This is a genomic window from Achromobacter sp. 1012554356, from assembly GCF_059760815.1.
The window spans coordinates 42,659-67,038 of sequence record NZ_JCBANC010000012.1; the positions used below are offsets into that span (position 1 = coordinate 42,659).

General features: G+C 63.8%; 31 protein-coding genes and 1 tRNA gene. 9 read left to right on the top strand and 23 right to left on the bottom strand.

Features of this window, described 5'->3' with window-relative positions; translation table 11 throughout:
• Window positions 1–7: 7 nt before the first annotated feature.
• The 10 genes from AC6LJW_RS08100 to AC6LJW_RS08145 all read right to left on the bottom strand — a co-directional run bounded on the left by AC6LJW_RS08100 (window position 8) and on the right by AC6LJW_RS08145 (window position 7,731).
• On the bottom strand, window positions 8–811 hold the full coding sequence (locus AC6LJW_RS08100; protein ID WP_056569734.1) for an ABC transporter ATP-binding protein: 804 nt from the start codon (window positions 809–811) through the stop codon (window positions 8–10).
• Complete coding sequence (locus AC6LJW_RS08105) at window positions 805–1,821, bottom strand: ABC transporter permease (RefSeq protein ID WP_056569732.1); 1,017 nt, start codon at window positions 1,819–1,821, stop codon at window positions 805–807. Before AC6LJW_RS08105 ends, AC6LJW_RS08100 begins: the two co-directional genes overlap by 7 nt.
• Complete coding sequence (locus AC6LJW_RS08110; protein WP_056569730.1) at window positions 1,808–2,839, bottom strand: ABC transporter substrate-binding protein; 1,032 nt, start codon at window positions 2,837–2,839, stop codon at window positions 1,808–1,810. Before AC6LJW_RS08110 ends, AC6LJW_RS08105 begins: the two co-directional genes overlap by 14 nt.
• A 127-nt stretch (window positions 2,840–2,966) precedes the next feature.
• Complete coding sequence (locus AC6LJW_RS08115) at window positions 2,967–3,293, bottom strand: hypothetical protein (protein WP_427986764.1); 327 nt, start codon at window positions 3,291–3,293, stop codon at window positions 2,967–2,969.
• 310 nt (window positions 3,294–3,603) lie between these two features.
• Window positions 3,604–3,819 (bottom strand): hypothetical protein, encoded by a 216-nt coding sequence (locus AC6LJW_RS08120; protein WP_006388022.1) that lies wholly within the window; start codon window positions 3,817–3,819, stop codon window positions 3,604–3,606.
• 99 nt (window positions 3,820–3,918) lie between these two features.
• Window positions 3,919–5,025, bottom strand: coding sequence for an AGE family epimerase/isomerase (locus AC6LJW_RS08125; protein ID WP_498086933.1), 1,107 nt, complete (start codon window positions 5,023–5,025; stop codon window positions 3,919–3,921).
• Between the two features lie 147 nt (window positions 5,026–5,172).
• Window positions 5,173–5,385, bottom strand: a complete 213-nt coding sequence (locus AC6LJW_RS08130) for a hypothetical protein (RefSeq protein ID WP_006218759.1) — start codon at window positions 5,383–5,385, stop codon at window positions 5,173–5,175.
• Between the two features lie 326 nt (window positions 5,386–5,711).
• Entirely contained in the window at window positions 5,712–5,936 is a 225-nt protein-coding gene (locus AC6LJW_RS08135) for a hypothetical protein (RefSeq protein WP_056569723.1), read from the bottom strand.
• Window positions 5,937–6,006: 70 nt separating this feature from the next.
• Window positions 6,007–6,753, bottom strand: a complete 747-nt coding sequence (locus AC6LJW_RS08140) for a sulfite exporter TauE/SafE family protein (RefSeq protein ID WP_056570551.1) — start codon at window positions 6,751–6,753, stop codon at window positions 6,007–6,009.
• Window positions 6,754–6,816: 63 nt separating this feature from the next.
• Window positions 6,817–7,731, bottom strand: a complete 915-nt coding sequence (locus tag AC6LJW_RS08145; RefSeq protein ID WP_056569722.1) for a DMT family transporter — start codon at window positions 7,729–7,731, stop codon at window positions 6,817–6,819.
• A gap of 160 nt (window positions 7,732–7,891) precedes the next feature.
• On the opposite strand from AC6LJW_RS08145, the gene AC6LJW_RS08150 reads away from it, so the two are divergent.
• Entirely contained in the window at window positions 7,892–8,362 is a 471-nt protein-coding gene (locus tag AC6LJW_RS08150) for an Lrp/AsnC family transcriptional regulator (protein WP_006226939.1), read from the top strand.
• 126 nt (window positions 8,363–8,488) lie between these two features.
• Entirely contained in the window at window positions 8,489–8,722 is a 234-nt protein-coding gene (locus tag AC6LJW_RS08155) for a hypothetical protein (RefSeq protein ID WP_498086934.1), read from the top strand.
• A 97-nt stretch (window positions 8,723–8,819) separates the two neighbouring features.
• Here AC6LJW_RS08155 and AC6LJW_RS08160 read toward each other — a convergent pair whose 3' ends face one another.
• Both AC6LJW_RS08160 and AC6LJW_RS08165 read right to left on the bottom strand, forming a co-directional pair.
• Window positions 8,820–9,416, bottom strand: a complete 597-nt coding sequence (locus AC6LJW_RS08160; RefSeq protein ID WP_056569718.1) for a BPSL1445 family SYLF domain-containing lipoprotein — start codon at window positions 9,414–9,416, stop codon at window positions 8,820–8,822.
• 100 nt (window positions 9,417–9,516) lie between these two features.
• Window positions 9,517–9,771: a hypothetical protein gene (locus AC6LJW_RS08165; protein ID WP_498086935.1), complete on the bottom strand. Its 255-nt coding sequence runs from the start codon at window positions 9,769–9,771 to the stop codon at window positions 9,517–9,519.
• Between the two features lie 207 nt (window positions 9,772–9,978).
• On the opposite strand from AC6LJW_RS08165, the gene AC6LJW_RS08170 reads away from it, so the two are divergent.
• The gene (locus AC6LJW_RS08170; protein WP_056569713.1) at window positions 9,979–10,932 is read left to right on the top strand and encodes a M14 family metallopeptidase; all 954 of its coding nucleotides are present in this window, start codon (window positions 9,979–9,981) and stop codon (window positions 10,930–10,932) included.
• 39 nt (window positions 10,933–10,971) lie between these two features.
• Here AC6LJW_RS08170 and AC6LJW_RS08175 read toward each other — a convergent pair whose 3' ends face one another.
• Both AC6LJW_RS08175 and AC6LJW_RS08180 read right to left on the bottom strand, forming a co-directional pair.
• On the bottom strand, window positions 10,972–11,406 hold the full coding sequence (locus AC6LJW_RS08175) for a GNAT family acetyltransferase (RefSeq protein WP_498086936.1): 435 nt from the start codon (window positions 11,404–11,406) through the stop codon (window positions 10,972–10,974).
• 259 nt (window positions 11,407–11,665) lie between these two features.
• Entirely contained in the window at window positions 11,666–12,580 is a 915-nt protein-coding gene (locus tag AC6LJW_RS08180; RefSeq protein WP_498086937.1) for a PhzF family phenazine biosynthesis protein, read from the bottom strand.
• 250 nt (window positions 12,581–12,830) lie between these two features.
• On the opposite strand from AC6LJW_RS08180, the gene AC6LJW_RS08185 reads away from it, so the two are divergent.
• From AC6LJW_RS08185 to AC6LJW_RS08200, 4 genes are all read left to right on the top strand, one after another.
• Complete coding sequence (locus AC6LJW_RS08185; protein WP_056570549.1) at window positions 12,831–13,073, top strand: CrpP-related protein; 243 nt, start codon at window positions 12,831–12,833, stop codon at window positions 13,071–13,073.
• Window positions 13,074–13,207: 134 nt separating this feature from the next.
• Window positions 13,208–13,516, top strand: coding sequence for a hypothetical protein (locus tag AC6LJW_RS08190; protein ID WP_427986767.1), 309 nt, complete (start codon window positions 13,208–13,210; stop codon window positions 13,514–13,516).
• 127 nt (window positions 13,517–13,643) lie between these two features.
• Window positions 13,644–13,868, top strand: a complete 225-nt coding sequence (locus tag AC6LJW_RS08195; RefSeq protein WP_156395258.1) for a CrpP-related protein — start codon at window positions 13,644–13,646, stop codon at window positions 13,866–13,868.
• Window positions 13,865–14,212, top strand: coding sequence for a hypothetical protein (locus AC6LJW_RS08200; RefSeq protein ID WP_498086938.1), 348 nt, complete (start codon window positions 13,865–13,867; stop codon window positions 14,210–14,212). Before AC6LJW_RS08195 ends, AC6LJW_RS08200 begins: the two co-directional genes overlap by 4 nt.
• Before the next feature lie 341 nt (window positions 14,213–14,553).
• On the opposite strand, the gene AC6LJW_RS08205 is transcribed toward AC6LJW_RS08200, so the two are convergent.
• From AC6LJW_RS08205 to AC6LJW_RS08245, 9 genes are all read right to left on the bottom strand, one after another.
• Window positions 14,554–14,630 (bottom strand) — tRNA-Pro (locus AC6LJW_RS08205).
• 241 nt (window positions 14,631–14,871) lie between these two features.
• Window positions 14,872–15,306 carry a MerR family transcriptional regulator gene (locus AC6LJW_RS08210; RefSeq protein WP_056569705.1) on the bottom strand — a complete coding sequence of 145 codons (435 nt, stop codon included), beginning with the start codon at window positions 15,304–15,306 and terminating at the stop codon, window positions 14,872–14,874.
• Window positions 15,307–15,364: 58 nt separating this feature from the next.
• Window positions 15,365–15,703 carry an integration host factor subunit alpha gene (locus tag AC6LJW_RS08215; RefSeq protein ID WP_082579019.1) on the bottom strand — a complete coding sequence of 113 codons (339 nt, stop codon included), beginning with the start codon at window positions 15,701–15,703 and terminating at the stop codon, window positions 15,365–15,367.
• 2 nt (window positions 15,704–15,705) lie between these two features.
• Window positions 15,706–18,123 carry a phenylalanine--tRNA ligase subunit beta gene (pheT, locus tag AC6LJW_RS08220; protein ID WP_498086939.1) on the bottom strand — a complete coding sequence of 806 codons (2,418 nt, stop codon included), beginning with the start codon at window positions 18,121–18,123 and terminating at the stop codon, window positions 15,706–15,708.
• 13 nt (window positions 18,124–18,136) lie between these two features.
• Entirely contained in the window at window positions 18,137–19,159 is a 1,023-nt protein-coding gene (pheS, locus tag AC6LJW_RS08225) for a phenylalanine--tRNA ligase subunit alpha (RefSeq protein WP_498086940.1), read from the bottom strand.
• 77 nt (window positions 19,160–19,236) lie between these two features.
• Window positions 19,237–19,596 (bottom strand): 50S ribosomal protein L20, encoded by a 360-nt coding sequence (gene rplT, locus AC6LJW_RS08230; RefSeq protein WP_006218741.1) that lies wholly within the window; start codon window positions 19,594–19,596, stop codon window positions 19,237–19,239.
• 17 nt (window positions 19,597–19,613) lie between these two features.
• Window positions 19,614–19,811: a 50S ribosomal protein L35 gene (gene rpmI, locus AC6LJW_RS08235; protein WP_008159912.1), complete on the bottom strand. Its 198-nt coding sequence runs from the start codon at window positions 19,809–19,811 to the stop codon at window positions 19,614–19,616.
• A 263-nt stretch (window positions 19,812–20,074) separates the two neighbouring features.
• On the bottom strand, window positions 20,075–21,616 hold the full coding sequence (locus AC6LJW_RS08240) for a YifB family Mg chelatase-like AAA ATPase (RefSeq protein WP_498086941.1): 1,542 nt from the start codon (window positions 21,614–21,616) through the stop codon (window positions 20,075–20,077).
• A gap of 119 nt (window positions 21,617–21,735) precedes the next feature.
• Window positions 21,736–22,011 carry an accessory factor UbiK family protein gene (locus AC6LJW_RS08245; RefSeq protein ID WP_056315890.1) on the bottom strand — a complete coding sequence of 92 codons (276 nt, stop codon included), beginning with the start codon at window positions 22,009–22,011 and terminating at the stop codon, window positions 21,736–21,738.
• 675 nt (window positions 22,012–22,686) lie between these two features.
• Here AC6LJW_RS08245 and AC6LJW_RS08250 point away from each other — a divergent pair.
• Both AC6LJW_RS08250 and amt read left to right on the top strand, forming a co-directional pair.
• Window positions 22,687–23,025 carry a P-II family nitrogen regulator gene (locus tag AC6LJW_RS08250; RefSeq protein WP_006218735.1) on the top strand — a complete coding sequence of 113 codons (339 nt, stop codon included), beginning with the start codon at window positions 22,687–22,689 and terminating at the stop codon, window positions 23,023–23,025.
• 28 nt (window positions 23,026–23,053) lie between these two features.
• The gene (amt, locus tag AC6LJW_RS08255) at window positions 23,054–24,292 is read left to right on the top strand and encodes an ammonium transporter (RefSeq protein WP_056569690.1); all 1,239 of its coding nucleotides are present in this window, start codon (window positions 23,054–23,056) and stop codon (window positions 24,290–24,292) included.
• Window positions 24,293–24,380: the final 88 nt, after the last annotated feature.

Consider the following 24,380-nt stretch of genomic DNA (forward strand, 5'->3'; position numbering starts at 1 on the left):
GCCGCGCTCACCACGTCGCATCCAGCCCCAAGAGGGCCAGCGCGCGATGCCGCAACGCCGCCAACCGCGGATCGCCCCGATGGCGCGGGTACGGCAGGTCATTGACGATCTCGTCCTTGATGCGCGCGGGCCGTTCGCTCAGCACCACGATGCGCGACGCCATGAACAGGGCCTCCTCGACGTCGTGAGTGACCAGCAAGGCGGTAAAGCCCGATCGCTGCCACAGCTCCACCAGCTCCGACTGCATGGCGATGCGCGTCAGCGAATCCAGCTTGCCCAAGGGTTCGTCCAGGATCAGGATGCGCGGGTCGTTCACCAGCGCGCGCGCCAGCGCCGCGCGCTGCGCCATGCCGCCCGACAGCTGATGCGGATAGGCCTGGCTGAACGCCGCCAGTCCCACCCGTTGCAGGGCATCGTCCACACGGTGCCGCTGCGTCTTCAACAGGCCCCGCGCCTGCAGGCCCAGCGCCACGTTGTTCCAGACCGTGCGCCACGGATACAGCGTCGGGTCCTGGAAGACCACGATGCGCGATGGCGACGGCCCCGCAATCGCCGCGCCGTCGGCCAGCAGGTCTCCGTGCGCCGGCGGTTCCAGCCCCGCCACCAGCCTCAGCAGCGTCGACTTGCCGCACCCACTGGGACCCAGCAACGCGACGAATTCGCCGGGTTTGACATCCAGGTCGATGCCGTCGAGCACTGGCAGCGCCGCGCCGTCCAGATCGAAATGATGATCCACGCCACGCACCGCCAGCGCGGCCCCGCGCGCGCCGGCAGACGGGGCGCTGGCGTGCGCCGTTGCAGTAGCTACCATTTCACGACTCCCTTCTGCCAGGCCAGGAGACGGTCGCGGCCCAGGAACAGCAACGTGATCAGCCCGGAGAACACCAGCGCCATCACGATCAGCGCGCCGTACATGTTGGCGTACGAGGCCCAGCCCTGCGCCCAGGACAGATACCATCCCAGTCCCGACTTCACGCCCATCATCTCGGCCGCCACCAGCACCGAGAACGACGCGCCCAGCCCCATGAACAGGCCCACGAACACCTGCGGCAAAGCCGCCGGGATCGCCACGCGCAGCACCAGAAACCATTCATTGGCGCCCATCGTGCGCGCCACGTCGTAATACGCGCGGTTCACACCCGCCACGCCGGACCACGTCAGCACGGTCACCGGAAACCACGTCGCCAGCGCAATCAGGAACACGGCCGCGGACCAACTGGAGGGAAAGAAGAAGAACGCCATCGGCAGCAGCGCCGTCGACGGCACGGGTCCCAGAAACCGCAGCACGGGATGCACCCAATACCCCAGCCCGCGCGACCAGCCGATCGCGACACCTGTCAGAAACCCGGCCGCCGCGCCCAGCACGAAGCCGTTTGCCAGCAGCCACAGCGAATTGACGAGGCTATCGGCCAGGCGCTTATAGTCCGACACATAGACCTCGATCAGCGACTGCGGCGGCGCGAAGAATGGGCTGGGCAGCAGCGCAAGCTTGGCCGTCGCCACCTCCCATGCGCCCACCGCCACCGCCAGCGCCAGCAGCCACGGCCCGGCCCGGTGCAGCGCGCGGATCGGCCGCAGCCGCGCCGCGCCCGACACGGCGGCCAGCAGCAACAGAATGGCCAGCGCCAGAGCCGCCACGCCGAACTCCCGCGTGTATCCCCACGACGTGAAGCCGACCTCCACGTTGGGCCACGCGAGCGTGATGCCGCCCACGGCTGCCCACAACGCCGCGGCGGCCACGCCCGTCTTCCATAGCCGCCAACCCACGGCGCCGGGCGCATGGCCCGCAGCGCCCACCGTCAACACATCAGCCGAGGACATTGGGCACCACCGCTTGCGCGTACTTGTTGATGTCCAGGCTGGCGCTGAGAACCTTGATGGTCTTCAGGTCCTTGGCGTACCCCACGATCTCCTCGCGCAGCGCCGCGCCGGTCGAGGCGTGGCCGTGGCTATGGCTGCGCAGGATCGCGGCCACGCGCTCGGGCGGCACCTTGCCGGGCACATACGGCGCAAAGATGCGCGCGGTCTCGTCGGGATTCGATGCCGTCCAGCGCTGCGCGTCGATCACCGCGCGCGCGATGGCCGCCGCCGACTCGGGATCCTTGCGCACCAGGTCGCCGCGCAGGCCCAGCACGCAGCAGGTGCGGTTCTCGTAATCGCCCTCGATGTTGGTGGCCACCTCGCGCAGCTTGTTGTCCTCGCGCAGGGTGTAGATCAGCGGATCGTCGCCCGCAATGGCATCCACCTCACCCTTTCTCAGCACCTCGCCAAACAGGTCCTGCGGATACTGACGCCAATCCACCGATTCGGGATCAATGCCCAATTGCGCCACACGGATCGCGAAGAAATTCTTCACGGGGCTGGCCTGATCGGACACGGCCACGCGGCGGCCCTTCAGATCGTTGACGGACTTGATGGGCGAATCCTCGGCCGTGAGCAGCCGCATGCAGCCGCCGTGCGTGCCCACCGCCAGCTTCACGTCAAAGCCCTGCTCCAGCGGCTTGAGCCAGCGCAGCGCCATGCCGATGCCGCCATCGGCGTGACCCGTTGCAATCGCTTCCAGCAACTGGTCCGTGGACCCGCTGAAATTGATGCGTTCGACCTTGAGGTTGTATTTGTCGAAGAAGCCGCGCTCCAGTGCCACCGACACCGGCGACTGGCACACGGCGGTCTGGCTCCACGCGATCTTGAACGTGCGCGGCGCGGCATTGGCCGCCAGCACGCGCGAGCCCAGCATGCCCAGCGGCGCGGCCAACCCCGCGGCGCCAGCCGCGCGCAGCAGCGCGCGGCGAGAAATCCCGTGCGCCGCGGCGGCGCCCGAATGGACTTTCGTATTCATCAACCTTCCTTTTGAGAGACCCAGAATGGCGACGATTGCCAGGAGGCATCATCGGCCTGGGCTCAGGCGTTAGACAAATACAAAGTCGGGATAACAATATGGGCGCGCGCTCCCGGCGCGCGCGGGTCTACTCGGGCATCGGGTCCGGCACGCCGTCCGCATCGACGGACTTCACGCGGTCCAGGGCGTTGCGCGCAGCCGACATCGCTTCGATCGTGCTGCGAAACCGGCGGCTCACGAAAATCTCGAATGCCAGGCTTTCCGGCTCGGGCGCGGCCTGCTCCGCAGCGGGCTCCGCATCTTCGGCGGACGTCGCAGTTGCGGTGGTTTTCGCAGGCACGGCGGCCTTCACGGGTAGACGCCGCGTCTCCAGAAACGCACGCGGGGGGATGCGCCCCTCGGGCTGGGTCGCATACGCGACCACTGAAAATCCATTGATGATCTTCTCGGACATTGCGGTTTCCTTGGGCGCGTTCATGCAGGCGCACCGACACGTCCCACAACGGCCTGCCGCAAGAAAACTTAAGTGTGAAACGGCCGCGAAATCCCGCTCTTCACACCGTTATGCAAGCGACTCTATTTTGTCGACGCAAGCGCCTGCGCGCGCACGCGCACGCATGCCGCCACCTGCTCCAGAAGTGCGACAGATTGGCGTGCAGCGATTGGAAACCGGCATTGCGTTCGCGCGTCGCCTCGTCCATGCCCGAAAAAAACAACGGGCCCCATGAAGGGGCCCGTGTCGTACGAGTGCCGGTGAAATCCGATCAGGGCGCGAGCTTGAAGCCCAGGTCCACGCCCCACTTGTCGGTCTCGCGCAGCCATTTCGCGCCGCAATTCAGGCAGCGGAAGTGATCTTCGCGGCTTTCCTCCCGGCCCTTCTGCGTTGGGTTGGTAAATCCTTGATGTCCCAGGTGCGAATGCGGCGCAACGCCTGCAAGTCCTGGATTAATGCGTTGGCAAGCCAAACACATAACGCTCATTGATGCTTCCCCACAAACAGTGTTAGCAAATTGTAAGGGATTTCACCAATGTCTTTCTATTAAATCGGCGACATAGCAGGAACTAAATTGTTAACGTGATTAGCAAACAACGTTTTGTAACGCTGTCAGGCATGTGTCCAGGTGATAAGGCGAAGTTGACGGCATATCGGCGCGCGTCACGTTTCCATTTGTATCCAGACACTCATGCCAGCCGCCAGGGTGCAGGAAGCGGCTGCGAAAGCCGGCCAACGCCGTCTGCAGCGCGGGCAGATCGCCCATCACCGCCAGCGCCCGCAAGTATTCCGTCTGCGCCCAGATCCGGCGCGTAGCGTCGACCACGTTGCCGGACTCATCCAGCGATGCAATCACGCCTGCGGTATCGACACCATAATCGCGCGACCACTGCACGGCGCGCGGCAGCGACTCCGCAAGGTCCAGGCCTTCAAAAACCTGCGCAGATTCATGCACCAGCGACAGCCATTCAAACTGATGGCCGGGCTCCAGCCGGTTCCCGGCGCTGCCCTGCAAAGCTTCCGACACGCATTGCGTCGGCGCATGCACGAAGAACTGGCTGATGCCTTGGGCAAGCTCGCGCAGATGTTGCGCGAACCAGGCGGGCTCGGCCACCTGCGCCGCGGCCAGATAGGCTTCGGTCAGGTGCATCATCGGATTTTGCGCCGGCGGTTTCAGCGGCTGCGAGAAGTCCGCGCTCAGCGCCGCGTGATACAGCGAATCGTCCGTCTTGAAACGCGCCTCGATCGTGCGCGCCGTGGCCAGCATCAGCTTGCGCGCCGATGCGTTGCGGCTGCGCCTGAAATACGCGGAAGCGGCCAGCACAATGAACGCGTGCGTATACAGGTCCTGGGTTTCGTCCAACGGCTGCCCTTGCGCGTCAACGCTGTAGCGCCAGCCGCCGTGCTGGTCCTGGAACACGCGCCGCAGGGATTCGAACAACCGGTCCGCATGCTGCGCGGCGGCCTCGCCGGGCGCCTGCGCAAAGACATACAACTGGCGCGCACAGGCCATCGCGCGATAACGCGTCGCGGGCAGCGGTTCACCGCTGGCAGGATTTAGAGATTCGTAAGGCAGGCCGAGCGACTCGTTGAATCCGCGGCCCAACCACATGGGCAACACGACCGAATCAAAATGCGCCCGCAGCGCGCGGATATCATCCGCAAGAAAGGAATTGGTCTGTGCGGCAGTCATCTTGGAACGACGCATACCCGATGAGGGCCCCAGGTTTTGGAGCAGCAACGATAACCGAAATCGTCGTCGCCATCTCGAGAGTATCCGCCACGTGCTCATGCACACACAGACCGGTCGTGCCGATCAGCTCCGTCCAGGGTGCAAGCCCTATCGGAAGATATTTTCCTCTACCCAGTTTTGCGCGAAGATTTCCGCGCGATCACGAGCCTCGTCCAACGAAGCGCAGTTGCCCAAGTGGGAAAATGCGGCATCCACTTCGGTGCCGCCCTCAGCCGTAACCGTCAGCAATACGCCATATCCGCCGGTATCCATGGCCGCTGTGGAAACGTCGATCAGTACTTCCTGGTCACGATGCTGCATGTGCTACCTCCCAGTCGGTTACCTAAACGCGCGAACCACGCGTGACGTGCGAAGGGACAAAATTTCCCGCGCAAGACAATAGACCTGCAACCGTCACGCAAAGTTCATCTTACTGGCCGGACGCGGGGCCGGATACGTCCGAAAGATGTCAATTCGCACATTCCGTCTCAGGATATGCCTTGCCGCCCAGTGGCGAAGGCATCGAGCACGAAATACTGCGAAAACATTCGCAACCTTGCAGCAATCAGGCTGAAGTGGTCTGAATGAAGAATCTCGTGACTTGCGTAAAGCGGCGATTGCCGTACGGCCGCGATGATCGCAAAGGCCTAGCGCAAATGGATGGCGCCCGGCTCTTCCATGCGAAGCGAGAGCCTGCCCTTGTCGGTGATGAGCCAGCGGCCGTCGGGGCCGGACTCGATGCAGCGCAAGGTCTCCAGTGCTTGGGCGACGTGCGCGGGCACGTCGGTCTGGACCGCGCCGGGCTCGTTATTGTCGGCCACGACGCGCAGCCAATGTCCCAGTTCGCCCTTTTCGAAACGATGCAATGCCATGCGTGGTTCTCTCTTGAATTGCTCAACGATAGCATGCCGGTCAAGCCCCGCCGCCGCGTATCGCAGGCACTCAGGCCAGCAGGCGGGGCACTGACGACGCAAGCAGCGCAACGCCGGATATCGTCAACAGACCCAGTACAACGCGGCGAAACGCGACATCGCTGATGCCCACATAAACGCGCGTGCCCCATAGTGTCGGCACCAGCATCGCGGGCACGATCAGCGCGAACAGCGGCAGCATGTCGCGCGTGACCACACCGGTCAGCACATAACTCGCCATCGTGACCATCAGCATCGACAGGTTGAAGTTCTGGATCACTGCGCGCTGCACGTCGCGATCGAAGCCGCGCAAGGTGCACCACAACGTGGGAATCACGCCGGTAAAGCCGCCCAGTCCGCCCATGACGCCGCCAATGGCGCCGGCCACGCCATCGGCCACCTTGCCGCCCACCGTGATGCGCGGAATGCGCGCGGCGAACAGCATGATCGGGCACCAGATGGCGAGCAGCCCGCCGATGAAGGCCTTGAACACCAAGGGATCGAGATGCGGCAACACCTTCACACCCAGCGGAATGCCGAACAAACCGCCGACGATGAACGGCAGCAGATGCGCCATCGCAAAGCCCCGGCGCACGGTGAAGGCCGCCAGCAACTGCCCGGTCAGCGCGCCGAACACCGCCATCGCCGCGGCAAGCCGCGGGTCCACGGTCCAGGCCCAGAACGACATGGCCACCATGCCGAAGCCAAAGCCCGACAGGCCTTGCACAAAGCCCGCGGCCATTGCTCCGACCACGACCACTACATATAACGAGTCCATATCTGCAGCGCGTTCCGCATCACCGGCCGGCACCATTTCCGGCGCACGCCATTCTAGTGCGTTCTAGGAAGGACGCAGCGCAAGCGGCGAACGCCGCAGACGCGTGGCCAGCGCGGAGGCCGCCACGCTGGCGGCGATCAGGGCAAGACCGAGCGCGAGGTCCGCCGAGATGTGCTCGTGGAACACGACCGACGACACGATCAATCCGATCACCGGCACGCACAGCATCGCGATGGAGGTCGCGGCGGGCGGCAGCTTCTGCGTCATGCCCAGCACCACGATGAACGTCAGCGCCGTGGCGAGCGGTCCGGTGTACAGGATCAGCGGCCAAGCCTGCGCATCGCCCAGAAAGGTTGGCGCGCCGTCGCGCATCCATGCCAGCGCGGCCAGCGGGATCGTGGCCATCGCGGTTTGCCACGGAATCATGTCGGCGCCCAGGCGCACGTGGCGGTTGGCGCGCAACTGGATGATGTTGCAGGCCCAGGCAAACGACGCGCCCAGCAGCATCACGAGACCGATGACGGTATGCGCCTGCCACGGACTGAATGCGGGCGCCACGATGACGCCGATGCCGGCGTAGCTGAGCGCTGTCGCCAGCCATTGGCCTAACGACAGGCGTTCCTTCAGGATCAGCGATGACAGCGGGATCACCCAAATGGACGTCGCGTAGGCGATGACCGAGGCGCGGCCGGGCGCCACATACTGCAACGCCCACAGTGCGAGCGCGGTGAACGCGCCCATCTGCAGCAGGGCCACGCCCGCCACCAGCGGCCATTCCTGGCGCGTCGGCAGACGCAGGCGTCCCAGCACCGCAAGCACCAGCACGCTGATCAGCGCGGCGGATCCGAATCGGCTGGCTGCAAGCCATAACGGGCTCATGTGCGCCAAGCCCAGCTTCATGACGGGCCAGTTTCCGCCCCAGATGGCAACCGCCCCCGCGAGCGGGAGGAACTTGCGAAGACTGCCTTGCTGACTCATTACCACCCTGCTCTGCCGCTGATTATTCTGCGTTTCGGCCATATGACCGAAGGACGGAACAGTCTATAGGGTAAACCCCAGCATTTTTCACCGCTTTCTGCGCTCATAACCGGCATACTCGGCACAGATGCACTGCCAACCCGCCGCCACAAGGTGACTTATGCCGGAAATCAACCTGGATGCCACCGACATCCGTATCCTCAACGAACTTCAGCGCGATGCGCGGCTCACGAACGTTGAGCTGGCCGCTCGCGTGAACCTGTCCGCATCGCCGTGCCTGGCGCGCGTGCGTCGACTGGAAACCGAAGGGCTCATCGATCGGCGGGTCACGCTGCTGAACGCGCGCAAACTGGGTCTGAAGGTCAACGTCTTCATCCAGATCTCGCTGGACAAGCAGCGCAAGGCCGCGCTGGACGTGTTTGAACGCGAGATCGCAGTGCTTCCCGAAATCATGGAGTGCTACCTGATGTCCGGCGACGCGGACTACCTGATCCGCGCGCTGGTACCCGATGTCGATGCGCTGGAAAGACTGATCGTCGAACACATCACGCGCATCCCCGGGGTGGCAAGCATCCGTTCCAGCTTTGCCCTCAAGCAGGTGCTCTACACCACCGCCGTGCCGCTTGCCTGACGCCGCATCTGGTATCCATCCGACGCTTGCGGGATTGCGGCGGCAAGCCCACAATGAAAACGCCTGACGCCGGCTTTTTCCCGATCGGCGCCAGCATCCCTCCCATCGCTTAGCAAGGAGCAAACCATGCCCGAAACCGAATGGTTCCCCGGCAATTCGCTACCCGATCGTCAGGGTTACTTTGAAGTGGAGTTCGCCACCGGCGAAACCGAAATCACGCGCTATGGCATGTTGGGCTGGGAGCCCGAAGAAGAGCGCGGCCACATCCTGCGCTGGCGCGGGCTGGATCCGAACATCGAGCAAGCCGAGATCGATCGCGAAGCAGCCTTGCGCAATAGCAGCGACAACGTGATCGGCTGACCAGCCGGCACAACCTGCGCGGCGGGTCCATCCCGCCCCACAGCAAAACAAAACGCCGCGGAAGAATCCGCGGCGTTTTGACTGGGCGCTTACCCGATCAGCGGTCGAGTTTCGAGATCTTCGTGCCCGCGAGCGACACGCCGGCCATCAGGCCACCGTTGTTCATCACGAAGCCCACCACCGGCTGCTGAGCCGTGTTGGTGTCGATGCGGCCATTGGCGCCGATGTTGACCACCGCCACCGTCGCGTCCGCACCCACGGTCCAGCCGCTGCTGTTGCGGAACTTGTTCAAGGCGTCATCCGTCATGAAGAGCAAAACCATGGCCTTCGACTGCGCGCCGGCCTGGAAGCCGATCGAGCCCGCCGTCGTGCTGTAGTAGCCCGCATTCTGGCCACCCACGCGCAGCACGCCCTTGCCGTGTTCGGCGCCGACGATGAAGCTGCCGCTCAGCACGTCGGGAAATACCAGCACGCCCTTGGCGCGCGCCACCAGATCCTTGGATTGGGGAGCGGCTTCGTACAGCTTGGCGAGCGTGGCGTTGGCCGCGCTGTTCATCGACTGCCGTTGTTCGGACGTCGAGGCGGCCGGCGACTTGCTAGGCGTGGTCGTAGTGCAACCCGCAAAAACCAAGCCGGCGGCGCCGATGGCGATGGCCATGCCGGTGCGGCGCAGAACAGGAAAAGTGTCGAACATGGAGCTCTCCTTTTGTTGTCATACAGGGACAACTGTACCGGGCATTCCAGATCCGACAAGTCAAACGAATGTGATAAACGAAACAAAACACTAGCGGGCGCTAGAGAATTCCGTAGCGAGGTTCACCGGTGTGCTCGTCCACCGACAGGATGCCGGAGAGCACCAGCTCGGCATGGCGCCGCGCAATGGCGGGATCGTTGAAGGTCACGAACCGGGGCAGCGACCATCGCCGCGCAGCCGCCTCACTGCCGTTGCGGCACACCAGTATCTCGATGGCCAGCACGCCGCTCTTCAAGTCGACGACTTCGCATTGCACTTGAAAACCGTCGATATGACGCTGTGGCCACCCACTCATGCTGCACCTATGAATTACGACTACCCGGCCGCAATATGCCCCAAAGAAAAAGGCTTGAAAAGCAGTGTTTTTCAGGGGTAAAAACGTACTAATCCACATAGTGCCGAGGCATCTTGAAGTTCGTAAAAATGCGCTCCAAAGCGGCCGTTTTCGCACCCTGCCTTCAAACCGGCAATCGCCGGACATTCCACCCCTCCACCGACGCTCATGACCACACCTGTCTTCGAACCCGATACCGCTCCACTGGAAGTCCTGCCTCGTGATCTGTCCGCCTACCGCGAAGGCAACACCGGCATTCCCTACGTGCACCGCTTCGAATCCGGCAAGCCCGGGCCGCACGTGCTCATCAACGCCATCACGCACGGCAACGAGATCTGTGGCATGGTCGCCGCCACGCATCTGCTGGACACAGGCGTGCGTCCGAAGATCGGCACGCTGACGGTCAGCTTTGCCCACGTCGAGGCCTACGAGGCTTTCGACATTGACCGTCCTTACGACAACCGCCAGCTCGTCCACAACCTGAACCGCATCTGGTCCGCTGCCATGCTCGACGGCGCTGAAGACAGCCCCGAACTGCGCCGCGCCCGCGAAATGCGCCCCATCCTGGACGCCGCGGACTTCGTGCTGGACATCCATTCCACGCGCGCACCCGTGCAACCGTTCTGGGTCTACAACGAGATGGACCGCAACACCGCGCTGGCCGCGGCCGTCGGTTCGCCGCAGGTCCATCTGGTCATGCCGCAAGACAAGTTTCCAGGCACCGGCGTCATGGGCTACGGGCATCACGGTGATCCGCTCTCGAACAGCGGCGGCGCGCTCGTTGTTGAATGCGGCCAGCATTTCGCCCGTTCCGCCGCCGAGCTGGCCACCGACGTCACCCTGCGCTTTCTGGCGCATCTGGGATTGATCGACACGCCGGCCGGCACGCCGGCCCCGCCCACGCCGCAACGCTATCGCCTGCTGGAGGTCCACATGGTGAAGTCCGAAGACTTCACCTTCACGCGCCCCGTCATCGGCTTCGAAACCTTTGACAAGGGCGAGTTGATCGCGATGAACGGCACGGAAGAAATCCGCTCCCCGTGCGATGCATGCACGATCTTCATGCCCACGCGCATGCCGATCGTCGGTCGCGAAGCTGTGTACCTGACGCAGGCGATTTGACGTAGAGGATTCGAGGCGGGTGAGTCGAACCCGCCGTCTTCAAAGATCCGGTATCAGGCGCTTGCCCATGCTGACGACCGCGTCCTCCTGAAACCCCAGGCTGTCGTAGAAGCGCTTCACCGCGATGTTGTCGGATCGGATCAGCAGGTTGATCTTCGGACACCCCATCTCCAGCAGCTTGCGCTCAACGGCCCGCATCAGCGCCGTGGCGAAACGATGCCGCCGATGTACGGGCGAAACGGCCAGGTAATTGATCCAGCCGCGGTGACCGTCGTAGCCCCCCATCAACGTAGCCACGATCTCGCCGTCCAGCACGCCCACCAGAAACAGATCGGATTGCACCGTCATCTTGCGCGCAATGTCCTTGCGCGGATCGTTCCACGGACGCGTCAGCCCGCAGGCTTGCCACAGCGCGATCAGCGCCGTCTCGTCGGATGGATGAAAAGGCCGGATGGCGAGGTCTTGATGAGACATGCTTCATTCCTTGTGATGAAAGAACGAAGGCCTTGCGATACGCCTCGGACGCGGGAAATCCTGAAAACAAAAAAGCCACGAGGGTATCGTGGCCTTCTGAAATAAGCGCCGGACAATCGGCGCCCGAACACGGCTAGCCACTCAACGTAGACGTCGAGTGATTCGTCGGAAATCTGCACGCGTTGCGGCAGCGATAGGCGATGTGTTCATGCGCAGCAGCATACACGAGGCACGCTTGCGCCGGCAACGCGCAACGAGGTCAATCCGCCTCGGGAGCAGGCAGCGTGCCCTCCATCACTACCACGGCCTGCCCCGCCACGCTCGCCCATACGCCATCCTCGCGCGGCTCGGCATGCGCCAGCAACAAGCTTGCGCGTCCCATGTCCACGCCCTGTCCCACCCGTAGCCGCAAGACGCCCTTGCCCGCAAGCAATGCGCGCAGCGCCGTGACCGCAGCCGTCGCGCTGCCCGTGGCGGGATCCTCGGTCATCCGGACTGTGAGCATGCGCGCCTGCAGATCGGTGGGCGCGTCCATCGCCTCGCCCGCCGTGTCGGTGGTGTAGATATAGATAGACTTGGCGCCAAGCTGCGGCATCAGGGCCGCGTAACCGCTCGAGTCCGGCACCGCGCGCCGCAACGCGTCGCGATTGGCAAGCTGCACCACCAGAAACGGCAGGCCCACCGACGCCACCATCGGTGCGTGCGTCGACACGTCAATGTCCGCGGCGTCCAGCCGCAGCGCGCTTGCCACCGCATCCACCGGCGCCTCGCTGCCGCGCGACAGCGGCTGCGGCGCGCGCAACTCCGCGCCCTGCAGCCCGTGTTCGCCATATGCCAACGCAATCCGCACCAGGCCGGCTTCTTCTTCGAACACGAAGGCCTGCGGCGCAGGCAGCCCCGCCGCGATCTGCTCGCGCGCCAGCACGACCGCAGTGCCGACATTCGGGTGACCGGCAAACGGCACCTCACGGTCCGGCGTGAAGATACGCACGCGCGCCGTATGGGCCCGGTCCCGCGCCGGCATGACGAAACTGGTTTCCGAATAATTGAATTCGCGCGCGATCCGCTGCATCTGCCGGGTATCCAGACCCTGCGCATCCAACACAACAGCCAGCGGATTGCCTTGATAGGCATGGCCGGTGAACACATCCGCGGTGACGTAACGGTAGCGCATGCAAGCATCCTCAAGAGCCGCCTGAAGCTGGCGGGAAGCGGAAATTGTGCGTGCTCCAGTCCGGACGCGAAAGACACAGAGCCGCGAATTTGTCCGCATAACAGACAAGGCGCGAGGCCCACGCCGCCGTCACGAGCCAGGTCACGCATGACGCCGGCACCGCCTCGGCTGGTGCGCCCTCACTATTGAAAATCGCTGGGGGCTGGGGAATACTTTGCGTCCCGTGCATCTACTTTTGGAGGGCATTGCCATGCAACGCGAAGACATCCAAAAGCTGGGCGCTCAAGCGGCCCGCGACGGATTGAGCTTGTGGGACTGCCCGTACTATCGGGCGGCCGCCATGCCGGGACACACCGGCGAATCGATCTCGCAATGGCGCGTCAAGGTCGAGGCTTGGGAAGCCGGATGGTTGGAAGCCACCGGCGGTGGCCAGGCCCCGCCCGGAATACGAACACGCTTCTTGCCGCGCGCTATGTCGCGGCTGGTCATTTGATGCGGTGAACGGCGCGGGGCGCATTGCACGGGCGACGGTGACGCCCTCGTCAAACAAGAAAAGCTTGACCTGAAGATCCGGCCCCGTTTTTGCCGGCATATACTGTATATTCATACAGTATTTTCCGCTTCACCATGCGATGCACCGTCATCCGAACCCACTACCTTGGCCGCAAACGCCACGACAACGACCCGGCGCACGCGGTCACGGGGACGGTCCGCATGTACTCGATCATGCGCGACGACCTGCGTCGCTACATCAGCGTCATGACGCTCGACACCTTGGCCAAGTTCGGCGCCTCACAAAAAGGCCCCATCCCCGATCTGCTGGAACCCGAACTCCTCACGTTCGGATCGGACCGCGGAATGATGGTGTGCGGCTTTGAAGAAATTGACGGTCAGCGCTATTACCAGGGCTGGTGGATGCAATGGGTGGAGTTCTGAATGCATCGCGTCCACAGGCCCTCGACGCGCTGATCCATCCCGCTATTTCTTCGCGTAACTTTTCTGGACACGAATCGTGATCGCGCTCATCTTTTGGCTTAGGACCTTTCCCTGCAGGAGGCGCGAAATGGATGACCCCGTCCACAGAGCCGGCCAGGAAGCCGCCAGATATGGCGTGCCGCTTTCTGCTTGCCCCCTCATGAAAGAAGCAAACATGCCCGGCCATACCGGCGAATCGCTGCCAATCTGGCGCGCCAGATTGGCCCTATGGGAAGCCGGCTGGCACGAAGAAACCAAAGCCCGCCTCGCTGAACTGCACCGCCGCCGACTATTGCAACAATCGTTTGATTGAAGACGCCTTCGCTGCCGCCTGTGCGCTACCGTCGGGAACGCGGTTTGCTGCACGGTAGTCACCGCAGCGGCGTGGTTGTTTTTTCGATCAAGCAGAGGGCGGTTCCGCACACTCCCTCCCTCTTGCCGCTGCGGCCCTGCTGCTTCTTCCTGCTGCTTCTTCCTGCTGCTTCTTCCTGCTGCTTCTTCCTGCTGCTTCTTCCTGCAGCTTCTCCCTTCTGCTTCGTACCCCCGCGCGCTTCAAAATTCCTTGATGATCCTGTAGCCGAAACGGGTGCAGACGTGGCCCGTATAGACACGATCACCCATCAACCAGATCGCCCGCACGAAATCCCTTTCAATTGATCAACCCGTCAATATCGAGAATTGTGATCGGTCTGACGATAGGATCATTCCAATACGCGGGCATCACGCGCTTGCGCTCCGGCGCAGCGTTGGCGGCCTTGGCGCGACAAAGGAATGACAGTGCCGTTATTCTCGGCGGTGACGCTTATTAAGCGGATCGAGTATGCAAATCGCATTGCAGCAAGCGGCACACGCAGTCCGGTGCTGACGATGCTGAAGTGTCGGGCGGCTTATAACGATGCTGAAAGTGTCGGGTGGCTTGAATGGGAAGTCCCTTCAAAAGCCCGCCCCAATGAGAAAGGGGGTTAGTGATTATTATCACTAACCCCCTAGGGTATTGCTGGTCGGGACGGCGGGATTCGAACTCGCGACCCCTTGCACCCCATGCAAGTGCGCTACCAGGCTGCGCTACGCCCCGAAAGAAAAAGAGTATAGCAGAACTAAAAAATGTTTGCACGCATTGGTGCAAAAAAAGTGCTGAATACTCAAAAAATTTTGCGCTCTGCGTTCGCTGTTCATCACACTGCATGTGATGGACCAGCGGCGCGAAGCGCTTAGGCACTACGGTGAGCAGCGTGCGTGGCCAAGATGGCCAGCGCGCGCTGCAGGTACTGATATCAAGCGTTGGATTTCAAGCGATGAGTCGCGGGGAAAGCGGCTCAGGCGGCAGGCGCCGTGTGCGTCGCGTTAACCGCAGCGGGCGTGGTGGCCGCAGTGCCCAATGCATCAGCGAGCATCGCGGACACGTTGCCGAGTTCGGTGCGCAGCGATTGCATCTCGGTGCCCGACAGGCGCACGGCGGCGTCCTGGTCGTGCGGCACATCGCGCGCGTCGCCGAGGCGATTACGCGCGCCGCTGATCGTGAAGCCTTGTTCGTAAAGCAACGAACGGATGCGGCGGATGAGCAGCACTTCGTGATGCTGGTAATAGCGGCGGTTGCCGCGGCGCTTCACGGGTTTGAGCTGCGTGAATTCCTGTTCCCAGTACCGCAACACATGAGGCTTGACGCCACACAGGTCGCTGACTTCGCCAATGGTGAAGTAACGCTTGGCGGGAATGGGCGGTAGGGTAACGGTGGATTCAGTACGTGTCATAAGCGGATTTTATGCGCGCGATGCGGAGGGCGCCGATAACAATTACCGACAAAGCGTATCACTCCGCGGCTTCGGGTGCTGCGGGGACGGCCTGCTCCACCACACTCTTGAGTTTCTGGCTGGCGTGGAACGTGACCACGCGCCGCGCCGCGATGGGAATGGTCTCTCCGGTCTTGGGGTTGCGGCCAGGGCGCGGCGGTTTGTCGCGCACCTGGAAGTTGCCGAAGCCCGAAAGCTTGACGGAATCACCGCGCGCCAGAGCGTCGCGGATTTCCTCGAAGAACGTATCGACGATGTCCTTGGCTTCGCGCTTATTCAGGCCGACCCGCTCGAAGAGCAGTTCGGCTAGCTCGGCCTTGGTGAGGGTGCGTTGCTCGGCAAGCATACTGGTCCCCATGTTCAGCCACGTTGGCGCGCGCCGTGCGCGGCAACCAGGGCTTCCTTGATGCGCGCGAGGCAATCCGCCACGCGGGCTTCGTCCAAAGTGACCTCAGTGTCCTGTAGCCAGAAACGGAACGCAAGGCTTTTCTCGGCGACCGGTTCGCTACCTTGCGCCTTGTCACGCCACACGTCGAACACGCGCGCATCCTGCACGACGGCCAGCTGTGCGTCGGCCTTGACGGCTGCGGCAACGGTGTCGAGCATGGACTGTACGGTCACGTCTTCATCGACCCACAGCGCCAGGTCGCGCACCACCACGGGCTGACGCGACAGCTCGCGCACCTGCGGCAATTCGCCTTCGGACAATGCGTCCACGTCCAGTTCAAACACCACCGGCGCATGCGCCAGGTCGGCCTGCTGCGCCCAGCGCGGATGCAGTTCGCCGACCCAACCGACCTGCTTGCCGTCGAGGATGACGCGCGCGCCACGGCCGGGATGCAGGGCGGGATGTGCCGCTGCCTCGAAACGCAGGCGGCGGCCGCGTGCGCCGAACAGCGACTCGACGTCCATCTTCACGTCGAAGAAATCGACGTGGCGCGTGGGCACGCCCCACTGCTCTTCCACGGCCGGGCCCCATGCAGCGCCCGCGAGCTTCATGGGCTGGCGCACGCCGGCCACTTGCAGCGGACCGTCCTCGGCCGAGGCATCGCGGAAAAACACGCGCCCCAGTTCGAACAAACGCACGCGCGATTGCTTGCGGTTGGCGTTATGGCGGATGTTGGCGACCAGGCCGCCGATCAGGCTGGAACGCATGACCGACAGATGGCTGGCGATCGGATTCACGAGGCGCACGGGGTTGTCGTTGCCCGCGAAATCGCGTTCCCAGTCGGCTTCGACGAAGCTGTAGTTGACGACTTCCTGGTAGTCCTGGGCGGCCGTCAGGCGGCGCAGCGCATGCGCGCCGCGGCGCACTTCGGGCTGCGAGAACATCTTGGCGCGCGCCATCGGCGGCACGTCGGGAATGCTTTCGAAGCCGTAGATGCGAGCCACTTCCTCGATCAGGTCTTCTTCGATTTCCAGGTCGAAACGGAACGACGGCGGATTGACGATGAAGTCATCGCCCTCGACCGAGTAGTCCAGGCCCAGGCTGCCGAAGATCGTGGCGACCTGCTCGCGCGTGACCGGCACACCCAGCACGCGATGGCAACGCGCGAGGCGCATGCGCACCGGCGGACGCTGGGGCAGATTGACGATCTGGTCGTCGATGGGCCCCACCTGGCCGCCGCAGATGTCGACGATGAGGCGGGTGATGAATTCCAGGTGCTCGGGAATGCTGGCGTAGTCGACGCCGCGTTCGAAGCGGTGGCTGGCTTCGGAGCTGAACTTGAAGCGGCGCGCGCGGCCGGCAATGGCTTGCGGCCACCAGAACGCGGCTTCGAGGTAGATGTTCTGCGTGTCCAGCGTCACGGAGGTGGCTTCGCCGCCCATGATGCCGGCCAGGCTTTCGACCTGCTCGCCGGCGACGACCACGCCGACCTTCGGGTCCAGCTTGACGGTCTGGCCGTTCAGCAATTCCAGCGTTTCGCCTTCACGCGCCCACCGCACGGCGATGTCGCCGCCGATCTTGTCCAGATCGAAAACATGCGACGGGCGGCCCAGTTCGAGCATGACGTAGTTGGAGATGTCGACCAGCGCGGACAGCGAGCGCTGGCCGGCGCGCTCCAGGCGCGTCTTCATCCATTCGGGCGTCGCCGCGCGGGCGTTCACGCCGCGGATGACGCGGCCGCCGAAACGGCCGCAGAGGTCGGGCGCCTCGATCTTGACGGGCAGGCGCTCATCGAGCGTGACGGGCACGGCGGCTGCCGTAGGCACCGACAGCGGCGCGCCGGTCAACGCCGCCACTTCGCGCGCAACGCCAAGGATCGACAGGCAGTCGGCACGGTTGGGCGTCAGCTTGAGCGTGAACAGCGTGTCGTCCAGGTCCAGCGCTTCACGGATGGATTGGCCAGGGATCATGTCCGCGGGCAGCTCGAGGAGCCCCGCGTGGTCTTGCGACAGGCCCAGTTCGCGCGCGGAGCACAGCATGCCGGAAGACTGGACGCCGCGCATCTTGGCGACGCCGATCTTCATGCCGCCGGGCAGTTCCGCGCCCACGCGGGCAAGCGGCACCTTCAGGCCGGCGGCCGCGTTAGGCGCGCCGCACACGATCTGCAGGCGTTCGCCGGAGCCGTCGTCAACCTGGCAGACGCGCAGTTTGTCGGCGTCGGGGTGCGGGGCGATCTCGACGATATGCGCAACGACCACGCCGGTGAATGCGGGCGCGGCGGGCTCGGTTTCTTCGACTTCCAGGCCGGCCATCGTGAGCCGGTGCGCGAGTTCATCGGTTGCGATCGGAGGATTGACCAGCGTACGCAGCCAGGATTCGGGAAATTGCATGATCAGCCGTCTGTTATTCGTTGAACTGGCGCAGGAAGCGCAAATCGCCTTCGTAGAACTGGCGCAGATCGTTGACGCCGTAGCGCAACATGGTCAGGCGCTCGAGCCCGGAGCCGAAGGCAAAGCCGATGTAGCGCTCGGGATCCAGCCCGAAGTTGCGCACCACCTGCGGATGCACCTGGCCGGATCCGGAGATCTCCAGCCAGCGGCCGCGGTTGGGACCCGAGGTGAACATCATGTCGATCTCGGCGGACGGTTCCGTGAACGGGAAGAACGACGGACGGAAGCGCACGACCAGATCGTCGCTTTCAAAGAAGCAACGCAGAAAATCGGTGTACACGCCCTTCAGGTCGGCAAACGAGATGTCCTCGGCGATCCAGAGCCCTTCCACCTGGTGGAACATGGGCGAGTGCGTGGCGTCGCTGTCGACGCGATAGGTGCGCCCGGGCGCGATGACCTTGATGGGCGGCTTGTTCATGCGGGCATAACGCACCTGCATGGGGCTGGTGTGCGTGCGCAGCAGCAGCGGCAGGCCGTCCGCGTCGTTCATGTCGACGTAGAACGTGTCCTGCATGGAACGCGCCGGATGATCCAGCGGGTTGTTCAAGGCGGTGAAATTGGTCCAGTCGTTTTCCACTTCGGGGCCGTCGGCCACGTCGAAGCCAATGGAACGGAAGATCTCTTCCACGCGTTCCCAGGTCCGGATCACCGGATGGATGCCGCCCGGCGCGCGACCGCGGCCCGGCAGGGTGACGTCAATGGTTTCGGATGCCAGACGGGCATCCAGCTCCGCCTGCACCAGTTCGGCGCGGCGCGAGGTCAGAAGCTCTTCGATCTTCTGCTTGGCCTGGTTGATCCGCGCGCCCGCTTCTCGTTTCTGCTCGGGATCGAGCTTGCCCAGGCCTTTGAGCAGCACCGTCAAGGCGCCTTCCTTGCCCAGGAAACGAGCTTTTGCGTTCTCAAGCGCGGCGGCATCGGTAGCCGCGGCGAACCGTTCTTGCGCCTGGGCTACCAGGTCGTCAACCAATCGAGTCATGAAATCCAGCCTTCAAAACGCAAACGGGGCTATTACAGCCCCGTTTGCAGCGATGCGCGATGAGTTAAAGCGCGCGATCAGGCAGCCAAGGCAGCCTTGGCTTGCTGCACGATGGCGGCGAAGCCGGCCTTGTCGCGCACGGCCAGATCGGCCAGGACCTTACGGTCGAGTTCGATCGAAGCCTTCTTCAGGCCAGCGATGAACACGCTGTAGCTGACGCCATGCTCGCGGACGGCCGCGTTGATACGCGTGATCCACAGAGCGCGGAACGTGCGCTTCTTGTTACGGCGGTCGCGGTAGGCGTATTGGCCAGCGCGCATGACTGCTTGCTTGGCAATACGGAACACATTACCGCGGCGGCCACGGTAACCCTTGGCGGCGGCAATGACTTTCTTGTGACGTGCGCGGGCAGTTACGCCGCGTTTGACGCGAGGCATAGTAGATCTCCCTTAGATCAAGCGAAAGGCATCATGGCCTTGACGGAGGCCACGTTGGAGTCATGAACCGCCGCAGAGCCGCGCAATTGACGCTTGGCCTTGGTGGTCTTCTTGGTCAGGATGTGACGCTTGAACGCCTGACCACGCTTGATGGAGCCGCTGCCGCGCACCTTAAAGCGCTTCGAAGCGCTTTTCTTGGTTTTCATCTTGGGCATGATGATTCCCTAAACTAAAACACGCATTGTTGATTTACATGACGCCAGGTGCTTGACGCCAAAGACGCCAAAACTTGTAGACCTGTTGCCACTTCTGGGGGTCGCAACCAACGATCTTTAAAGCACATCGTTGTTCCGCGAGTCTTTCCCGAAGGCGGACAAAAAGCTACCCACATCCGGAAAAGCCTTTGATTATATGGTGATTTCCTGAACTTTGTCGAGTCGGCGAGTGCTTCAGCAACAACGGGCACGGGAGGACGGGATCATACCCCCGTACGCCGGTACTGCACTGCCTGGGCGACGTGGCTGGCCGCCAACATCGCCTGGCCATCCAGATCTGCGATCGTGCGGGCCACCCGAAGCGCCCGGTGCATGGCGCGGGCGGAGCCGGTCAGGCGCCGCATGGCCTGATGCAGCAGCGCCTGCGCGTCGGCATCCATGACGCAGAATTCGTCCAGTTCCGCCCCAGCCAGCGCGGCGTTGATCTTGCCCTGCCGGGCAAGCTGGCGCTCGCGGCAATGGATCACGCGCTCCCGGACAGCCTGAGACGCTTCGCCCGGCGGCGCGGTCATCCAGGCGGGATCGGAAGGCGGCAGAGCCACGTGCAGGTCGATCCTGTCCAGCAGCGGCCCCGAGATCTTGCCTGCGTAGCGCGCCACCTGGTCTGGCGTGCAGGCGCACGCGCGCGCCGGATGGCCTCGCCAGCCGCAAGGACAGGGGTTCATGGCGGCGACCAGCTGGAAACGGGCCGGAAACTGCGCGGCGTGCAGCGCCCGGGAGATGACCACCCTGCCCGCCTCCAGCGGCTCTCGCAGCGCCTCGAGCGAGCGGCGGCTGAATTCGGGAAGTTCGTCCAGGAACAGGACACCGTGGTGGGCCAGACTGATTTCACCGGGACGCGGCCGCCCGCCCCCGCCCACCAGCGCCGCCACCGACGCCGAATGATGCGGCGCCCGGAAAGGTGGCTGACCAGTGAGCGTATCGGAAATGCCGGCCATGGCCGCGACGGCCGCAGCCTCAAGCGCCGGGCCACGCTCGAGCGGCGGCAGCAGGCCCGGCAGGCGCGCGGCCAGCATGCTCTTGCCCGCGCCAGGCGGGCCCAGCATGAGCAAACTGTGGCCGCCTGCCGCCGCGACTTCCAGCGCACGCCGTGCGCCCGGCTGACCGCGCACGTCCGACAGGCAAGGAACGGGCGCGGCGGGCGGCCAAGGCGAGGGCACGGCATTGGGCAGCAAGGATGCGCCCGCCGCATGGGACGCCACGTCCGCCAGGCAACGCGCCGACAGGACGCGCAACCCGGGGACCCAGGCCGCTTGCTCGGCGCTGCCGGCAGGCAGGATGAGCGTCGCGTCGGGCGCGTCGCGGGCGACGCTCAGCGCGATCACCAGCGGCGCGGCGACCGGCACGAGCGCGCCGGTCAAGGACAGTTCGCCGGCCAGCACCAGGCGAGACAACGCGGGGTCGGGCGCCCGGGGGTGAGCTTCGGGGTGTTGCGCACTATCCTGCGCTGGCGCCGCCAATTGACCCGAGGCCAGCAACACCCCCAGCGCAATGGGCAGATCGAATCGGCCGGACTCCTTGGGCATGTCTGCCGGCGACAGATTGACGGTGATGCGCCCTGCTGGAAACTCAAAGCCGCTGTTGATGATGGCCGCCCTGACCCGCTCGCGGCTTTCCCGGACTTCGGTGTCAACGAGCCCGACCACGTTGAATCCCGGCAAGCCAGGCCCCAGGTGCGTTTCGACGCGGACCGCATGGGCGTGCATGCCGCTAAGGGCCCTGCTGGCGAGTACGGCAAGCGTCACGGGGGTCTCCGGGATGAGTTCGAGACGCCAGTATCCGCAAAAAACAAACGGCCGCGGAGAGCGGCCGTGACAAAACGATCTCGCGCACGGCCCGCGCGGAGCGGGCACGCGGCGTTTGCTTACTTATCGAGTCCCGTCGCCGGGCCCTTGTCCAGACCCGTCAGGCGCTGTTCCATCTGCTGCACCTGGGCCGCCAGTTGATCGACCCGGGCGCGGGTGCGGGCAAGCAGGTCGGCCTGCACGTCGAACTCTTCGCGGGTGACCAGATCCAGTTTGGAAAACGCCTGCGTCATCATGGCGCGGACGTTGCGCTCGACATCTGCCGCGGGGCTGCGCGCGATCAGGTCGGAAATGTTCTTCTGAAGGTCTTCCATCCACTGGGTGCGATTGTTCATATAGGCCTCTCAATGTGCTTGATGGCTCAAGTGTAGTGCGTCGGATGGGTGGTTTCAGGCGGGGCCGGTTGTGCCGCCGCAAAAAAAAGGGCGGGCCGCATGCGGTGACCGCCCTTCAAAGCACAGGAGAAAACCGGGCTGCCTGACGGCAACCCCCTACCAACACCACTAGCCTTGCCGCCGGTCGATCCGACCGCGCAGTGCATCGTCCAAATGCCCGATACACGTCCTGAATCCGATTCAACTCGAGCCCACTCCGGTCAACAAGCCGACCCGTGTAAACCCTCGTATCACGGTCGCACCCCAATTTAGGCAAATTTGAACGCGGTCCCGGCTGGGACCGGAGAGCCGTCCTGGAACACAGAACCGCAGCCTGCAAGGCTAAGCGGCCGATAAAGAGTTCAGCAACCGCGACTACACGCACGCCGAGGCAGGCCTTCGCATCAGCGAAGCCCGCATTAAATGGCTACAAATCCTTCTCGAGGAACACAAGTGGTTGCAAGTGCCTGCTACGCGTTGTTGCGCACCAAATTGAGGCCGCGCTGCGGTGCATCACGCACCACAACGGTGCCGATCCGCACAACTTTTGCGCCTTTCCCGGGCATCGCCGGCCCAGACCAACATGGCATGGATATTGCTTTAACCACGGAGCGTGCAACCAAGAGAGGAAATGCCATGAAACTCATCATCGCCATCATCAAGCCCTTCAAGCTCGACGAAGTGCGGGTGGCTCTATCCGGAATCGGGGTCCAGGGCCTGACCGTCACCGAAGTCAAAGGCTTTGGCCGCCAGAAGGGCCACACCGAACTCTATCGCGGCGCCGAATACGCCGTGGACTTCCTGCCCAAGCTGCGAGTCGAGGCCGCTGTGCCCGACCACCTTGTCGATCAGGTCATCGAAGCGATCGAACAAGCCGCCCGCACCGGCAAGATCGGTGACGGCAAGATCTTTGCCGCGCCCCTTGAACAAGTCATCCGTATCAGAACTGGCGAAGCCGGCGAAGCTGCGCTGTAAATAAATAAAGACTCAATGGAGCCTGAAAATGGATAAAGCAGATATCTCCTGGTTGCTCGTCTCTACCCTGCTTGTATTGATGATGGCCGTACCCGGCCTGGCCATGTTCTACGCCGGCCTGGTGCGCAGCAAAAACGTGTTGTCCGTCTTGCTGCAAGTGTTGTGCACGTTCGTGCTGGGCCTGGTTCTCTGGTTCATCTATGGATACTCCCTGGCGTTCACCGAGGGCAACGCCTTCTTCGGCGGCCTCTCGCGCGCCTTCTTCTCTGGCATGTTCAACCCGGCGGACGGCACGTACGCCATGTCGAACACGCTGACCGAGCTGCTGTTCGCCTCGTTCCAGGCCACGTTCGCCGGCATCACCTGCGCCCTGGTGGTCGGCAGCTTCGCCGAGCGCGCCCGGTTCTCGGCGGTGCTGGTGTTCACGGTGATCTGGTTCACGTTCGCCTACATCCCCATCGCGCACATGGTGTGGTTCGCCTCTGAAACGGCTCCTGGTCTCTTGAACGCCCAAGGCGCGCTGGACTTTGCCGGCGGCACCGTGGTGCACATCAACGCCGGCGTGGCCGGCCTGGTGGGCGCCTATGTGGTTGGCAAGCGCGTGGGCTACGGCCGCGAAGCCATGCAGCCGCACAACCTGCCGATGACCTTCGTGGGCGCCGCGCTGCTGTGGGTGGGCTGGTTCGGTTTCAACGCGGGTTCGGCCCTGGCCGCCAACGAGAACGCCACCCTGGCCTTCTTCAACACCATGATCGCCACGGCAGGCGCTGTCCTGGCCTGGCTGTTCACGGAATGGGCCATCAAGGGCAAGCCCTCGATGCTGGGCGCCGCTTCGGGCGCCATCGCTGGCCTGGTCGGCATCACCCCTGCCGCCGGCCTGGTCGGTCCGGTGGGCGCACTGATCATCGGCGTGGTTGCCGGCGTGGTCTGCGTCTGGGGCGTGAATGGCCTGAAGCGCATGCTGCGCGCCGACGATGCGCTGGACGTGTTCGGCATCCACGGCGTGGGCGGCATTGTGGGCGCCCTGCTCACCGGCGTGTTCAATGCGCAGGTCTTCGGCGGCCCCGGCCTGGCCGAGCCCTCCATGATTGCTCACCAACTGTGGGTCCAGCTGGAAGGCGTGCTGCTGACGATCGTCTGGTCCGGCGTGGTGGCATGGATTGCCTACAAGATCGCCAATGCCCTGTGCGGCCTGCGTGTGCCGGAAGACCAGGAGCGCGAAGGCCTGGACGTCACGAGCCACGGCGAGTCCGCCTATCACAGCTAAGTGGTGCAACGCCTCCGCCGTGACCTGTGGCGGGGCGGATTGAAAAATGAAAGAGCCCTTCATCGTGAAGGGCTCTTTTTTATGTCTG

Bases quoted from the DNA above. Each gene is read 5' to 3' on its own strand.
- AC6LJW_RS08100 (WP_056569734.1), bottom strand. From the start codon at position 811: ATGGTAGCTACTGCAACGGCGCACGCCAGCGCCCCGTCTGCCGGCGCG.
- AC6LJW_RS08105 (WP_056569732.1), bottom strand. From the start codon at position 1,821: ATGTCCTCGGCTGATGTGTTGACGGTGGGCGCTGCGGGCCATGCGCCC.
- AC6LJW_RS08110 (WP_056569730.1), bottom strand. From the start codon at position 2,839: ATGAATACGAAAGTCCATTCGGGCGCCGCCGCGGCGCACGGGATTTCT.
- AC6LJW_RS08115 (WP_427986764.1), bottom strand. From the start codon at position 3,293: ATGTCCGAGAAGATCATCAATGGATTTTCAGTGGTCGCGTATGCGACC.
- AC6LJW_RS08120 (WP_006388022.1), bottom strand. From the start codon at position 3,819: ATGAGCGTTATGTGTTTGGCTTGCCAACGCATTAATCCAGGACTTGCA.
- AC6LJW_RS08125 (WP_498086933.1), bottom strand. From the start codon at position 5,025: ATGACTGCCGCACAGACCAATTCCTTTCTTGCGGATGATATCCGCGCG.
- AC6LJW_RS08130 (WP_006218759.1), bottom strand. From the start codon at position 5,385: ATGCAGCATCGTGACCAGGAAGTACTGATCGACGTTTCCACAGCGGCC.
- AC6LJW_RS08135 (WP_056569723.1), bottom strand. From the start codon at position 5,936: ATGGCATTGCATCGTTTCGAAAAGGGCGAACTGGGACATTGGCTGCGC.
- AC6LJW_RS08140 (WP_056570551.1), bottom strand. From the start codon at position 6,753: ATGGACTCGTTATATGTAGTGGTCGTGGTCGGAGCAATGGCCGCGGGC.
- AC6LJW_RS08145 (WP_056569722.1), bottom strand. From the start codon at position 7,731: ATGAGTCAGCAAGGCAGTCTTCGCAAGTTCCTCCCGCTCGCGGGGGCG.
- AC6LJW_RS08150 (WP_006226939.1), top strand. From the start codon at position 7,892: ATGCCGGAAATCAACCTGGATGCCACCGACATCCGTATCCTCAACGAA.
- AC6LJW_RS08155 (WP_498086934.1), top strand. From the start codon at position 8,489: ATGCCCGAAACCGAATGGTTCCCCGGCAATTCGCTACCCGATCGTCAG.
- AC6LJW_RS08160 (WP_056569718.1), bottom strand. From the start codon at position 9,416: ATGTTCGACACTTTTCCTGTTCTGCGCCGCACCGGCATGGCCATCGCC.
- AC6LJW_RS08165 (WP_498086935.1), bottom strand. From the start codon at position 9,771: ATGAGTGGGTGGCCACAGCGTCATATCGACGGTTTTCAAGTGCAATGC.
- AC6LJW_RS08170 (WP_056569713.1), top strand. From the start codon at position 9,979: ATGACCACACCTGTCTTCGAACCCGATACCGCTCCACTGGAAGTCCTG.
- AC6LJW_RS08175 (WP_498086936.1), bottom strand. From the start codon at position 11,406: ATGTCTCATCAAGACCTCGCCATCCGGCCTTTTCATCCATCCGACGAG.
- AC6LJW_RS08180 (WP_498086937.1), bottom strand. From the start codon at position 12,580: ATGCGCTACCGTTACGTCACCGCGGATGTGTTCACCGGCCATGCCTAT.
- AC6LJW_RS08185 (WP_056570549.1), top strand. From the start codon at position 12,831: ATGCAACGCGAAGACATCCAAAAGCTGGGCGCTCAAGCGGCCCGCGAC.
- AC6LJW_RS08190 (WP_427986767.1), top strand. From the start codon at position 13,208: ATGCGATGCACCGTCATCCGAACCCACTACCTTGGCCGCAAACGCCAC.
- AC6LJW_RS08195 (WP_156395258.1), top strand. From the start codon at position 13,644: ATGGATGACCCCGTCCACAGAGCCGGCCAGGAAGCCGCCAGATATGGC.
- AC6LJW_RS08210 (WP_056569705.1), bottom strand. From the start codon at position 15,306: ATGACACGTACTGAATCCACCGTTACCCTACCGCCCATTCCCGCCAAG.
- AC6LJW_RS08215 (WP_082579019.1), bottom strand. From the start codon at position 15,703: ATGGGGACCAGTATGCTTGCCGAGCAACGCACCCTCACCAAGGCCGAG.
- pheT (WP_498086939.1), bottom strand. From the start codon at position 18,123: ATGCAATTTCCCGAATCCTGGCTGCGTACGCTGGTCAATCCTCCGATC.
- pheS (WP_498086940.1), bottom strand. From the start codon at position 19,159: ATGACTCGATTGGTTGACGACCTGGTAGCCCAGGCGCAAGAACGGTTC.
- rplT (WP_006218741.1), bottom strand. From the start codon at position 19,596: ATGCCTCGCGTCAAACGCGGCGTAACTGCCCGCGCACGTCACAAGAAA.
- rpmI (WP_008159912.1), bottom strand. From the start codon at position 19,811: ATGCCCAAGATGAAAACCAAGAAAAGCGCTTCGAAGCGCTTTAAGGTG.
- AC6LJW_RS08245 (WP_056315890.1), bottom strand. From the start codon at position 22,011: ATGAACAATCGCACCCAGTGGATGGAAGACCTTCAGAAGAACATTTCC.
- AC6LJW_RS08250 (WP_006218735.1), top strand. From the start codon at position 22,687: ATGAAACTCATCATCGCCATCATCAAGCCCTTCAAGCTCGACGAAGTG.
- amt (WP_056569690.1), top strand. From the start codon at position 23,054: ATGGATAAAGCAGATATCTCCTGGTTGCTCGTCTCTACCCTGCTTGTA.